This window comes from Desulfobacterales bacterium (assembly GCA_030066985.1).
In the GTDB taxonomy this organism is placed as follows: Bacteria; Desulfobacterota; Desulfobacteria; order Desulfobacterales; family JAHEIW01; genus JAHEIW01.
The window spans coordinates 56,843-69,919 of the sequence record JASJAN010000002.1 but is presented as its reverse complement, the minus strand read 5'-3'; the positions used below and the strand labels follow the sequence as shown (position 1 = coordinate 69,919).

10 protein-coding genes are annotated in these 13,077 nt (G+C 49.1%); 6 read left to right on the top strand and 4 right to left on the bottom strand.

Going from position 1 to position 13,077, the window contains the following annotated elements; genetic code table 11:
- Positions 1–57 precede the first annotated feature (57 nt).
- The 3 genes from QNJ26_01105 to QNJ26_01095 all read left to right on the top strand — a co-directional run bounded on the left by QNJ26_01105 (position 58) and on the right by QNJ26_01095 (position 2,552).
- The gene (locus QNJ26_01105; protein ID MDJ0984110.1) at positions 58–657 is read left to right on the top strand and encodes a TetR family transcriptional regulator; all 600 of its coding nucleotides are present in this window, start codon (positions 58–60) and stop codon (positions 655–657) included.
- A 495-nt stretch (positions 658–1,152) separates the two neighbouring features.
- The gene (locus QNJ26_01100; protein ID MDJ0984109.1) at positions 1,153–1,485 is read left to right on the top strand and encodes a hypothetical protein; all 333 of its coding nucleotides are present in this window, start codon (positions 1,153–1,155) and stop codon (positions 1,483–1,485) included.
- A 320-nt stretch (positions 1,486–1,805) separates the two neighbouring features.
- Complete coding sequence (locus QNJ26_01095; GenBank protein ID MDJ0984108.1) at positions 1,806–2,552, top strand: histone deacetylase family protein; 747 nt, start codon at positions 1,806–1,808, stop codon at positions 2,550–2,552.
- Between the two features lie 412 nt (positions 2,553–2,964).
- Here the strand turns inward: QNJ26_01095 and QNJ26_01090 are convergent, their stop codons facing one another.
- Positions 2,965–5,088, bottom strand: a complete 2,124-nt coding sequence (locus QNJ26_01090; GenBank protein ID MDJ0984107.1) for a molybdopterin-dependent oxidoreductase — start codon at positions 5,086–5,088, stop codon at positions 2,965–2,967.
- 538 nt (positions 5,089–5,626) lie between these two features.
- Between QNJ26_01090 and QNJ26_01085 the strand changes: the two genes are divergently transcribed.
- The 3 genes from QNJ26_01085 to msrB all read left to right on the top strand — a co-directional run bounded on the left by QNJ26_01085 (position 5,627) and on the right by msrB (position 10,078).
- Positions 5,627–7,282, top strand: a complete 1,656-nt coding sequence (locus QNJ26_01085; GenBank protein MDJ0984106.1) for an NAD(P)/FAD-dependent oxidoreductase — start codon at positions 5,627–5,629, stop codon at positions 7,280–7,282.
- A 95-nt stretch (positions 7,283–7,377) separates the two neighbouring features.
- Positions 7,378–8,820, top strand: a complete 1,443-nt coding sequence (locus QNJ26_01080) for an RsmB/NOP family class I SAM-dependent RNA methyltransferase (GenBank protein ID MDJ0984105.1) — start codon at positions 7,378–7,380, stop codon at positions 8,818–8,820.
- A gap of 220 nt (positions 8,821–9,040) precedes the next feature.
- Positions 9,041–10,078, top strand: coding sequence for a peptide-methionine (R)-S-oxide reductase MsrB (gene msrB, locus QNJ26_01075; GenBank protein ID MDJ0984104.1), 1,038 nt, complete (start codon positions 9,041–9,043; stop codon positions 10,076–10,078).
- A gap of 120 nt (positions 10,079–10,198) precedes the next feature.
- On the opposite strand, the gene QNJ26_01070 is transcribed toward msrB, so the two are convergent.
- The 3 genes from QNJ26_01070 to QNJ26_01060 form a co-directional block, all read right to left on the bottom strand.
- Positions 10,199–10,609 carry a carboxymuconolactone decarboxylase family protein gene (locus tag QNJ26_01070; GenBank protein ID MDJ0984103.1) on the bottom strand — a complete coding sequence of 137 codons (411 nt, stop codon included), beginning with the start codon at positions 10,607–10,609 and terminating at the stop codon, positions 10,199–10,201.
- Between the two features lie 270 nt (positions 10,610–10,879).
- Positions 10,880–12,298 carry a pyridoxal-dependent decarboxylase gene (locus QNJ26_01065; GenBank protein ID MDJ0984102.1) on the bottom strand — a complete coding sequence of 473 codons (1,419 nt, stop codon included), beginning with the start codon at positions 12,296–12,298 and terminating at the stop codon, positions 10,880–10,882.
- A 213-nt stretch (positions 12,299–12,511) separates the two neighbouring features.
- Positions 12,512–13,039, bottom strand: coding sequence for a DUF4124 domain-containing protein (locus QNJ26_01060; GenBank protein ID MDJ0984101.1), 528 nt, complete (start codon positions 13,037–13,039; stop codon positions 12,512–12,514).
- Positions 13,040–13,077: the final 38 nt, after the last annotated feature.

Genomic DNA, 13,077 nt, shown 5'->3' with positions numbered 1-13,077 from the left:
TGATAAAAATTCGATTTATATAATAACCGGTTGGTATATTTTATGTTGGAGGCTTAATTGGCTGCCAAAGGCATTCAAACACGTCAGCACATCATTGAAAAATCTTTGCAGTTGTTCTGCATCAAAGGTTATTTCAACACCTCGATTAATGACATCACGGCCGCTACTGATTTGACCAAGGGCGGATTCTATGGGCATTTTGCCAGCAAGGAAACGCTCTGGTATGCGGTATACGATGAAGCCATGCGTATCTGGCGGGATGTCGTTTTTGAGGGTATCGCCGCTGTTTCCGATCCGCTGCAGCGCATCCAGCTGCTGATTGACAATGATATTAAACACAAGCTTGGAAATCAGGTATTTGAAGGCGGCTGCTTTTTCCACAGCATGCTGGTGGAGCTTTCCGGTCAATCAGCCGCCCTGAGCAGTCATATAATGCAAGGTTTTGACCAGCTTGCCGGCCTGCTATGCGCCTGGCTCAAACAGGCCCATCAGCAGGGAAGGCTCAAAGACAACCTGAATTTCAATGCCATTGCCCGCCACATCATCATGGCGTTAAACGGCGCCGCTGCCCTGCATGCCTGCAACCGCGACCCCGCTATTTTGGATCAGGCCGTCAACGAGCTGCATTTTTACATCCAACAGCTCCAAAAACAATAAAATATACCAACCGGTTTATATATTATTTGGATTTCTTCCTAAATATTCCACTTCCACGCTTCATTCCTTTTCGCAACTCCGTTCAACATCATATAAAGCTTTTTAGACAGGATTTACCCGTCTTCGCTCTGGCGAGCTACGCCGCGCCAAGCAGTATTATCAGGATTTCTTTTGGCCGTTATCCGGAAGATAACGGCCAAACCCTATCGCCTGCGGCGAATATTACGTACTTTCATGAACTGAATATATAATCCAGAAATTTGGAGTCTTCCCCGCTTTAGGTTGAATACCGAAATAGTTTATTCCGCTGAAAGCGGATTGAGTTTAGTCGCTCTCGTCTGGAGAGCGACTAAGAGAATTATCCTCAAAATCCTGTAGATCCTGTCTGAGAATAAGGTTCAATCCGTGCATTTTTATTAAAGTGTTACGGCATTTATGGCGATAATAATAATAGAGACAAGCTGTTAAACGTCGAAATCGTTTCAGGAGCCGCCTATGAAAAAATTAATATTTGTTCTGGTCATCATTTTACTGCCTGCCATCGCATTTGCCAATTTTTCCATCAAGTTTGACAACACCACCAACAAAAAAATGTTTTACCTGCTGTATTGGATCGATCACACTTATGACTGGCCGCATCCGTTCAACCTGGCGGGCGGCGAGCTCAAGGCTTCCGAAACAGTGGACTTAAATGTGAGCCTGGACAACGGACACTACTACGTGGTTTGGCACGATGATGGTGATTGGAAAAACAAAGTGACGATGGATGTTAAAGACGGTATTAAATCGGTTACAGTCACGCCGATTAAAAGCAGTATGAAAAAATAACAAACGGGCCACAGCCCGTAAATTGTCTGGCCGAACGTGCCACGGCAGTACCCGACAAGGGGGTTCGAAAAAGGAATCAGAATAATTCTGGTTCCTTTTTTTTAGAACTCATCTCAAAAATGCATTCTATGCGCCTCAGGCGCACTAATCCGCCGAAGGCGGTCTCCACTTTTGAATCGGCCTGGTCTTTGGGCGTCCCTTCTTTGAAAAATATAGCGGATTGCAAAATGGTGTGAATTTGCATAAGTTTGATGCAATCATAAGCTTTGCGAATTTTCCTGACAATTTTGTTCGTGTACGTATAAAAAGGAATATATGAAATGAAAGTCGTTTTTCATGAGGATTTTTATAAGGTATATACCGGTGACCCGGCAGCCGCCGCCGGACGCATGGAGGCCATCGTCAATACCATTGAACCGCACGTAGCGTTCATTCAAGCAGAGCCTGCCGTCCGTCAGCACATTGCCGCCATCCACACCGAAATGTATATCCAGCAGGTTGAAAACCAGGGATTATACGAAATCGCCGCGCTGGCCGCTGGCGGCGCCATTCAGGCCGCTCAAATCGGTCTGTCTGAACCCTGCTTCGGGCTGATCCGCCCCCCGGGGCATCACGCCTCGGCGGCTTCAGCCTGGGGGTTTTGTTTTTTTAATAACATGGCTGTGGCCTTAGAGACGCTGCGACGCCAGAAAAAAATCAAAACTGCCTGCGTGCTGGATATCGATTATCATTTCGGTGACGGCACGGTAAATATTTTAGATAAGCGAAATTGGGTGACCGTTATTAATACCGAAGGCCGCAACCGCAGCGATTACCTTAAAGAGGTGGAAACGGTTATGAAAAACTGCCGGGCGGATTTGATCGGCATTTCCGCTGGTTTCGATAACCACGCTGAAGACTGGGGCGGTCTACTCTACACCGAGGATTACGAAGAAATTGGCCGCCAGGTTAGATCAACTGCCGACGCCAATGGAGGCGGCTGTTTTGCTATTCTGGAAGGCGGATACAATCATGATGTTCTCGGGCAAAATGTCATGGCCCTGATTCAAGGCATGACAAGGGTATGACTCTTTACTTCATATCCATGCGTTAAACTAAGGGGACGCCCATAAAATTATAAGTTTCTCATCTATCTTCAAGCAAATAAGTTGGAACCTTGCATAATAGGTATTTTGGTCGCCATATTGGGCTTGTTTAGCTTGGTATTGTTAACTATTTCTACAGCTTCTCATTAATCTTCATGCATATTGAGTTGAACCTTGCACGAGTTGGAGGTTTTCATATGCAAGGCATTTAAGGGCGAGGCTATAGTGAACTATGCCTCGCCCTTAATAACGCAGCAAATGGAAGCCTCCGGCTCGCCCATCGGGTGAAGATTAATGAGATAAAATGATTTTCATCCTTTTACATGACAGATATTTTGGTCGACATATCGGACTTATTTAGCCTGGTATTATTAAGGGCTTATACAGTCTCTCATTAATCTTCATGCAAGGTTTCAACTTGGACGCGGCAGGTATTGCTCGGAAAGGCGCCTGCGGGGGACATGCTGTCTTTGGTGAGAACGTTCACACTGCCGCCATTATCAACACCATCGGCATCCGGCTGATACCAGGCGCCGGCATCCAGGCTAACGACTCCGGGCATGATGCGATCCGTGACTTTGGCCCGGGTGCGCAGACGACCGCACGCATTGTAAACTAAAACCCCATCGTCAGTTTTAATACCGCGTTTAGCAGCATCCTCTGTGTTTATCCACATGCGATCATCGGTTTTTTCTTTCAGTTGGGCAATGTTGTCAAATTGAGAATTGACGCGGGTTTTGGCATGCGGGCTGACCAGCTGCAGCGGAAATTCGATTAATTGCTCACGGGCCGTTTTTTCCCAGGGATCCATGTGCTGGGGAATTGCCGGAATTTGGGCGTTGCCCATCTGGGCAATTTTGTGGCTGTAGATTTCAATTTTGCCGCTGGGGGTCGCAAACGGATGGCGCTCAGGGTCCTCAATCTGTTTTTCGAAAGCCACCCGGGGCTCAGCGAGTGCTACGCGATACACACCTTTTTGACGAAATTCCTCTGGATCCGGAAAATGCGGCGTGGCGGCCAGAAATGAATCCAACCACTGCCGGTCGGATCGTTGATTGTAGCCCTCAATGCCCAGAAGACCTGCCAGCGCGGTAAAAACAGCCAGATCCGAACGGGTTTCCCCTCTGGGCTCAATGACCTTGTTCATATAGATACAGTAAGGGCCCCCCAGCCAGGGCTGGCCGATATCTTCCTGTTCCAGATAATGGGTGATCGGCAAGACAATATCGGCAAAGCGAGCGGTGGGTGTTAAAAACAGTTCATGAACGACCATAAATTCCAGGGCTTTAAGTGCTTTGACGCCTTTGTTAATATTTGAAAACTGATTTAACATATTGCAGCCGACCACATAAAGCAGCTTAATATCTGCCGGAAAACCGCCGCTGCGGCCTTTTAACAGGGTGTCGTAAATTTCATTGACATGCACTGCCGGGTTTTCTTTGTCAGGTACGGGCAATGATGCTGCCAGGTCCCCCATATCCATACGATCGGTGCCCCCGGCCACATGGCCGCCGACATTGCCGATATTGGCGGTCATCGCGGCCAGCGTCATCGCTGCCCGGTGGAACTGCTCGCCAAATGTGCTGCGGCCCGGTGCCCAGCTGGCGCACAGCGCCGCCGGTTTCAATTCCGCGTAATCCCGGGCCAGGTCAAAGATGTCTTCCACCGGCACGCCGCTTCTCTGTGAGGCCCACTGCGGGGTTTTGGGGATCCCATCGGCTTTCCCCAAGACATAATCCTTAAAGTCTTCGAATCCGTAAGTATGGGTAGCAATGAAGTCTCGATCATAGAGGCCCTCATCCATCATGACATGGGCCATGGCCATCATCACAGCCGTATCGCTGCCCGGTTGGATGGCAATCCAACGCTCAGCCAGCGTTTTTCCGGATGCAGTTAAGCGCGGGTCTACTGCTATAATTTTGGCGCCGTTTTTCTTGGCCTGACGGAGATAGGCTGCTGTATAAGGCCGGAAGCGGGAGACCAGCGGATCCCAGCCCCACAAAATTATATATTTTGAGTGCAGCAGGTTGTCGCGGCTGTTGGCGGTAAAGCGGGAGCCGAAGGTGGTTTCACATGCGAATCTGGCGCCTTCCATTGAGGTGCTGCCCCAGACGGTGGTGCACCCGCCAAACTGGTTAAAAAAGCGCTGGGCTGTTTTGATGCTGTTGTTCAGGGCGCCTTCGTTGCCGTAATAATTCATCAGCAAAGTGGCATGTGCCCCGTAAGTTTTTTTAACCTCGGCCAATTTATGCGCCACCGTGTTCAGTGCTTCATCCCAAGAAATGGGTACAAATTGTGCCTGTCCGCGAGGGCCGGTTCTTTTCAAGGGCTGCGTAAGGCGATCCGGCGCATAAACGACATGCTTTTGAGACAGACCGCGGATGCAGGCGGTCAAGGCTCGTTCACGCCGGCTGTCGGTACCGATACGGGTGATCCTGCCTTCGGCCACATGTACTTTGAGCAGGCAGCGCGCCCCGCAGTCAAAAGAGCAGGTGGTGGTGATTACTTTTTCGTTCAAAATAACCTCACGCAAAGGCGCTAAGAGATTTCTAAGTTTTTAAAGCTATAATTTTTTGTTTCCTTGGTGCTCGTTTTGGCTTTGTGGTTATACACACAATCGCAAACGATCGTCCACCCGAAACTTGCGTCATACATCTACCCGGCTGACGAATTAAAAATTTAGGGGGACGCCCATAAAATTATAAGTTTCTAGGTACATGTATTTCATATCCTGGTGTTATCTGTATTATATAAAAGGAACACGATTGATTTTAAGTATTTGAAATTATATATAAAATAAAAAATAGCTTGCGCAAGCCGTTCTACAAAATACATCAAGGGGTTGAACCAACCGATTCCAATCGATATATCATTAATTACATGGTGCTATCGAGACAGCAAAAAATATGTCGTCAAGTGAGGTGCTGAAACCGCCATTCAGGATTATTAGAGCATTTTTTTGTTGTAAGATAGAGTGAGTATCAATGAGAAACTTATAATTTTATGGGCGTCCCTTCACAAAAACTATTCAGGTATCTAATTTTTCGGAGGCTGTGATGAAAGCAAAAACTGGCACCAATTTTTCGCGGCGTGAATTTATACGTCTGGCTGCGGCGGCAACGGCTGCCTTTTCGGTTGACTGGACAAGGGTGAAAGCGCTGGCTGCCGCTATTGAGCCTAAAAAAGACTTCCCGGTGGTTGTCATTGGCGGCGGGCTGGGCGGTTTGAGTGCAGCAGCACATTTGGCCAACAGCGGTTTTCCGGTCACCTTGATCGAGCAGCATGACCGACCAGGCGGTTACGCTACAAGCTTTGATCGAGACAAATATACATTCGATGTATCTTTGCATGCCACCTTAAGTGCCCGGGGTGGATTAAAAGACTCCCTTGAGGGCGCCGGTGTGCTGGAAAAAGTCGAGACTGTCGAATTGCCCGAGCTGTGCCGCATTATAACACCCGATCATGACATGACCTGGCCCCAGAAGAATCCAGTAGCCATTGTAGAACAGCTGACTCAGCTTTTTCCTGATGAAGCCAAAGGAATTCAGGGATTTTTCGATGAGATTTTAGGTGTCATCGATGAGGCCATAAAACCGTTTGAGCGAGATTCCTGGTGGGATTTAATTCGATTTCCGATGACTCATAAAAATATGTGGGCCATCCGCAAAGATACATTAGCGCAGGTTCTCGATCGATATACCCAGGATCCCAAGCTTAGGAGTATTTTATCAACTTTCTGGCCTTACTATGGGCTTCCTCCATCTAAGCTATCCGGCTTTTATTACGCTGTTGCTACCGCGGCCTATATTCGATTCGGCGGTCATTACATCAAACACCGCTCCCAGGATTTAAGTGATGCTTTAGTGCAGGCCATAGACGGCGCCGGCGGGCAAATGCTGCTGGGCACCGAGGCAATCGCCATTACCCTGAAAAGGGGAGCAGTTACTGGCGTGGTGCTTGACAATGGGAAAAAAATCACCGCCAGAGCAGTTATTTCTAATGCCAGTGTACCTGCGACACTGGATTTGCTGACACGCGATACAGCACCTGAAGATTTGCCGCGTAAGGCAAAGTCCTATGCGGAGAAGATAAAGGACTATCGCCCGTCTTTATCTACATTTCTAGTCTGGCTGGGTCTGAACCGTGACATCAGAAAATCGGTCAACGGGTATGAAATTTTTTTCAGCGAGCACTACGATCCGGAACGAAGCTATCAAGCATGCTTGGCCTGCGATCCAAGCAAAAGTGGGCTGGGCGTTACCATTTACGACCATGCTTTTGATGGTTACTCACAACCGGGCACTTCAACCGTTCAGTTGCTGATACTCAGCGGTTACGAACCCTGGAAACCGTATGCAGGTGATTATTTTGCAGGCCGTAAAAAAGCCTACAATATGCAAAAAGAACAAATTGCGGAGGCTCTTATCAAAAAGGCCGAACAGCGTGTGATTCCCGGGCTCAGCTCCATGATTGAAGTTGTTGAGGCGGCCTCTCCCTTGACCAACATTACCTATACCCGCAACCCGGAAGGTGCCATTTACGGCTATGAGCAGGCAATGAACAATGCCTACATGAACAGGCTTGAAAATACAACGCCCTTCAAGGGGCTTTATCTGGCGTCGGCATGGAGCAATCCGGGAGGCGGCTTCCAGCCGTGCTTGGATTCCGGCGCCCAGGCATTTAATGCGCTGGTCAAAGAATGGGGTGGCTAGCGGTCATTCCATGATAAAGATTTGTACGATTATGATAGAAACTTATAATTTTATGGGCGTCCCGCTTTTACGCTTTTAAAGCAGGTTTATTAAGGATGAATACCTTAGAGCGGTATTATTCGATTGTTGATGATGTTGATGCTTTTGTAGAGGCGGCCAGCCGGCCCCAGCCGTTGTTTGCCTGGACCAATACCCTGCGCACCACCACCCGGCAACTGGTCGATGTCCTCGAACCGGACGGCTACACACTGACCCCGCTCGAGTGGCATTCAGAGGCCTATCGCGTTTGCAGTCAAAATGGAGACAGGCGTTTGGGGCGCCACTGGTCCTATCTGGCCGGGTGGTTTCACATTCAGGAGGCCAGCTCAATGATCCCGGCCTTGCTGCTGGATCCGCAGCCCGGTGAGCGTGTTCTGGACCTGTGCGCTTCTCCGGGCAATAAGACCGCTTTGATGGCCCAGGCTCTGGGAAACCGCGGCACCGTGATAGCCAACGATATTTTCTGGGAACGTATCCGGCCGCTGCGCTCGGCCATAGACCGGCTGGGGTTGATGAATGTCAGTGTGACCTGCCATGACGGCACCGCTTATCCACGAGCGGCCGGGGATTTTGATTGTGTTCTGGTGGATGTGCCCTGCAGTTGCGAAGGCACCAGTCGACGCCATCCGGGTATTTTAAATCGGGCGCCCTTCCAACCAATGCCGAAACGCTTCCACAAGCAACAGCTGCTGCTGGAATCCGCCATCCGCCGCTGCCGGGTCGGGGGCCGCATACTATATAGCACCTGCACCTATGCGCCGGAAGAAAATGAGGCTATTGTCGACGCTGTTCTAAAAAAAATGCCCGGTGTGGTTCGCTTTTTACCGGTCAACCTGCCGGGCTTAAACAGCGCTCCGGGTATGACGTCCTGGGCAGGTGCAACCTTTCACGACGATCTGCGGCACTCGATTCGGATTTGGCCGCATTTAAACGATACCGGCGGATTTTATATTGCTCTCCTGGAAAAGATCGACGGTGTTGCTCACAAAGCGGTCGAGCCGCTCGAATTAAGTCACCCTGATTTTGAGACCGCTTCCGGCAGCACCCAACAGCGCTTGAACGACGCTGAGCAGATGTTTAACATCCTTAGCACGCGATTCGGTATCGATCGTAGTGCCTTTGATAATTTGCAACTGCTCAATAAAAGCCGGCGCGATATTTACGCTGTAGCCGCCGATCACCGACCGCCACATATGGCCAAATGCATCAGCGGACTACCGCTGTTTCATTTTCATTTTAAATACCCCAAATTGACCACCTCATGTGCCACCGCCTTTGGCCGCAAGGCCGATCGCAATGTCATTAATGCGTCTTGCGACCAGCTGCATTCTTACTTAGCCCGCAAGCCGTTTACTCTTCAAAAGGACCAGATCCAGTCCTGCAACGGCAGCGGTTATGTGTTGATTCGCCATCAAAATGCTGTTTTGGGAGTTGGATTTTATGATCAATATCAGGGAGTTGTGGCCAGTTTGTTCCCCAAAAGCAGAACCCATCTGTAATGTCCCGCCACCTGTTACGACTAAGGCAACAAAAATCTGACTTTTAACCAATTAATGCTTATATTTCTGCTGTAAAACTTAAAACGCATCGTTTTGAATGGAGTTCATTATGATGAAAACAATTATTACGATAAGCGCTATATTGCTGATAGGCATTGTCCTATTCGGATTTCAAAAATCAAATGATAAACAAGCTAAAAACGAAGAAAAGAGTACCCTTATGAAAACAGAATCCAAAGGCTATAAAACCGCAACTTTTGCCGGTGGTTGTTTTTGGTGTGTTGAATCGGATTTTGAAAAAGTCGACGGTGTCATCGAGGTTATATCCGGCTATACCGGGGGTGAAGAGCCCAATCCGACCTACAAGCAGGTAGCGTCCGGCGGCACCAGTCACACCGAAGCGGTTCAGATAACTTACGATCCAGACAAAATCACTTACAAAGAACTGCTGGATGTGCTTTGGCGACATATGGATCCCACCGATGCCGGCGGGCAGTTCGTCGATCGCGGCTCCCAGTATCGACCGGCTATTTTTTACCACGATGAAGAACAAAAGCGCATTGCGGAGGAATCCAGAGCGGAATTGGAAAAATCGAGACGTTTCTCCAAACCGATCGCCACCGAAATTGTTCCCTTGACCAAATTTTATCCGGCTGAGGAATATCACCAGGACTATTACAGCAAAAACCCATTGCGCTATAAAATGTATCGTTACGGATCAGGCCGCGATCAATTTCTGAAAAGCAAGTGGGGCGATGAGGCCAAGCCCGCCGCCAAATCGATGAAATCCGGCGATAATTCCAAATATTCAAAACCCGACGATGCGGTGCTCAAACAGCAGTTAACGCCCATGCAATACAAGGTCACCCAGAAAGACGGTACCGAGCCGCCCTTCAATAACGAATATCATGACAACAAAAAAGAAGGGATATATGTGGACGTCGTTTCCGGTGAGCCGTTGTTTGCTTCGACAGACAAGTTTGACTCGGGAACCGGCTGGCCCAGTTTTACGCGACCGCTGGTACCTGAAAATATCGTCGAACATGAAGACCGTAAGTTTTTCATGGTGCGAACCGAAGTTCGCAGCAAACATGGGGATTCGCATCTGGGGCATGTGTTTCCGGATGGTCCGGCACCTACCGGCCTGCGCTATTGCATCAATTCGGCCGCTCTGAAATTTGTTCCCAGAGAAGAACTGCAAAAAGAAGGCTATGGCGAATACACCAAATTGTTTGAGTCTGTTCAAACAGCCAATTAGTGCTTTGCCGCAAATGCTATCTTTACAAGGGCGCCCTTAAATACGGATTCAAATTCAAAAAGGGAATCCGTCCCATTGGATTCCCTTTTCATGCTGACCAAAGCCATTTGGCGATTTGCCTTAAGTCTGACGCCCGCCGTCTTTAAAGACTTCATCCAATTCTACTTGAAAACCATTGACTATAGCATTGGTCTGGTTGGCCATGCCCACCACCGCCATCAACTCGGCCAGCATTTCATCTGTCATGCCTTTTTTTCGGGCCGCCGCGGTATGGCTGTTAATGCAATAGGCGCAGCCATTGGTGACACTGACCGCAACATAGAGCATCTCTTTAACTAACGGATCAAGCGCACCGGGTGTCATCACTTCTTTGACCCCTTCCCAGGTGCGCCGCAAAAGCGCCGGCTGCACTGCCAGTGCCTTCCAGAAATTGTTGACCCAGTCGATTTGGCGCGTGGCCATGATGTCATCGTAAACTGCCTTTACTTCGGGGCTGGCCTCCTCGTATTCGATTAATTTCACGGTTGGCATAATCTTTTTCCTTTCTGTTTCAAGTTTACAAAGGAATTCTGTTTTTTTAATAAATTTTCACGCAAAGACGCTAAGCCGCAAAGAAAAATAATCATAAAAACGATTAGTCCTTTTATGAATTTCGCGGGCTTCGTGTTCTTCGTGGTGAAAACCGAGTGCGCATATAACCACAAAGACACAAAGAGCACAAAGGACTATAACTTTCAGCTTAGAAATCTCTTAGCGCCTTTGCGCCTTTGCGTGAGACCTATTGCAGGGGTACAATAATCTCTAACTTTCATTAACGAGTTGACGAATATTCTGAATCAATTGCTTGATGTCATCAAGACTGGTATCGGGGTGGTTAAACACCAGGCGCAAATATCGGCGGCCGCCAAACTCGGTGGTTGACAGATAAAAGTCCCCCTGTGAGATCAGTTTGTCTCTTATCTCCAGCTGGAGCGCATCACTGCCATCGACTCGAAAACAGAGAATATTGCTTTGCGGTGCAACAGCGCAGCTAAACGCCGGTTGCGATTCAATGTAATCATAGGCCTGCTGTGCGCGGTCATATTGATCGTCGACATGCTTGGCCAGTCCCTGCTCGCCGAGTGCGGCCAGCACGAAAAACCATTTTAGTCCCAAACCCGCCTTGGTGCATTCAACCGTACGGTGGATAAAATCAAAACCGGGCTGATCTTTCTCATGAAAGATATAACTGGCATCCTGCTGAAAGGCCTGATCAATGGTGCGGGCGTCTTTGACCAGAACGGCCGTGCATAATGACGGTGTGCGCAGTAGCTTGTGGGCATCCCAGATCAGTGAATCCGCCAGTTCCACGCCATCGAGCCGCTCTTTAAGTCTATTTGAGAGCAACGCGCTGGCGCCGTGGGCGCCGTCGATGTGAAACCACACCTGCTGTGCATTGCAAAATTCACCCATTTTGCGGATGGGATCATAGAGCCCGGCCGCGGTACTGCAGCCGTTGGCAACGACTGCCATAACGGTTTTGCCCTCATCCATTAAGCGCGCATACGTCTCTGGTAATTTTTCGGGAATGACGACACCTTGATCATCCACTGCCATGGTGCGGATGGCATTGCAGCCCAGGCCTATAATACCGGCTGCGCGGGCGATTGAGTAATGGCTTTCAGCAGGTGCCAGTATGACCAGATTGCCGGGGTTGCCCTCCTGCCAGGCATCCGGCGCCACCCGGCTGCGCGCTGCCACCAAAGCGGTCAAATTGGCCAGCGAGCCGCCGTGGGTCAAGACACCGCCACCAAAAATCTGATTCGTCTGTTGAGATCTCTTGAGTGGCTGTGGCGGCCAGCCCACTTTTGTGAGCAGCCAGTTGACAATGGTCCACTCGATACTGGCGGCTCCCGGGCCCATTTCATAAATGGCCATGGGGTTGTTGGTAAAGCCGTCGATAAGCGAGGCCAGAGCGCCGGCATAATGGGATGTGCCCACCTGGTGGGCCAGATAAGCCGGATGCAGCAGGCGGGTGGTGGATTCCAGATATTTGCTTAAAAATTGCGCCAGGCGTTCGCCGCTTAAACGGCCGTCGCTTATGTAAGCACTTAAATCCAGATCCGAAGCCAATGCTTCCAGCGGGGGCTGATGGATAACCGGTTTTTGCCGGCTGATGGACTCCTGATGGTATTTTTCCAGTGCGGTGATAACAATTTGAGCATCCGATAAAAATGACATTTAGAAAAATTCTCCTATTTATGATGATGCAAATGTTTGGCGGCCAGCGCTTTTAAAAGGGGTTTTACCAAAGCTTTGCATTTGGTTTTAAAGCGCACTATACGCTTCTCGCTGCTCTTTCACAACGCCCCTGATGCATTCAGAGGCAGCGCTTTGCGGACAAAAAAAGCCGGATAAAGATCCGGCTGCTGATTTAAATTGTCCGGCTGAATTCTATTGGTTGGCACGTTCTTGCGCTTCTTTAGCCTTAATTCTGGCCTTTTGGGCTTTTTCCCAGGCCTTTTTTGCTTCTTCCGCAGCCTGGGCGGCCTCACTTTCGGCCTTTATGACATCATCTTCAGTTATCCGACCCTGGCGCTGTTGTCTTTCCTGAATCGCTTTTTTGTATTTTGTATCATAGGCCTTTTGAGCTGCTTTAGATGCCTTGATATTGGCCTCTTCGGCTTTTTTAGCCGCTATGTCCGCCTTGCGCTGGGCCTCCGTAGCTTCTGTCGCATCACGTTCTGTAACTGGTCGACTACCCTGCGGCTCCTGGCTATTGAATTCCTGTCTTTCGGCATCACTTGTATATTCCGTCACATCTTTGAGCTTGGCGCCTTTGGGTGGCGGGTATTTGGTAATGTGCATATTGCCGTCTTTATCGGTCCAGGTGTAGATTTCCGCGGCGGCTAAATAGGAAGCACTGACCCAAATGAAAAGCGAGCTTAAAATGACGATGTAAACAGTGGTTTTGATTCTCATTTTAATTCTCCTTTCAAGTCGGAGGATCAAGAGACTCA

Bases quoted from the DNA above. Each gene is read 5' to 3' on its own strand.
- QNJ26_01100 (MDJ0984109.1), top strand. From the start codon at position 1,153: ATGAAAAAATTAATATTTGTTCTGGTCATCATTTTACTGCCTGCCATC.
- QNJ26_01095 (MDJ0984108.1), top strand. From the start codon at position 1,806: ATGAAAGTCGTTTTTCATGAGGATTTTTATAAGGTATATACCGGTGAC.
- QNJ26_01085 (MDJ0984106.1), top strand. From the start codon at position 5,627: ATGAAAGCAAAAACTGGCACCAATTTTTCGCGGCGTGAATTTATACGT.
- QNJ26_01080 (MDJ0984105.1), top strand. From the start codon at position 7,378: ATGAATACCTTAGAGCGGTATTATTCGATTGTTGATGATGTTGATGCT.
- msrB (MDJ0984104.1), top strand. From the start codon at position 9,041: ATGAAAACAGAATCCAAAGGCTATAAAACCGCAACTTTTGCCGGTGGT.
- QNJ26_01070 (MDJ0984103.1), bottom strand. From the start codon at position 10,609: ATGCCAACCGTGAAATTAATCGAATACGAGGAGGCCAGCCCCGAAGTA.
- QNJ26_01065 (MDJ0984102.1), bottom strand. From the start codon at position 12,298: ATGTCATTTTTATCGGATGCTCAAATTGTTATCACCGCACTGGAAAAA.
- QNJ26_01060 (MDJ0984101.1), bottom strand. From the start codon at position 13,039: ATGAGAATCAAAACCACTGTTTACATCGTCATTTTAAGCTCGCTTTTC.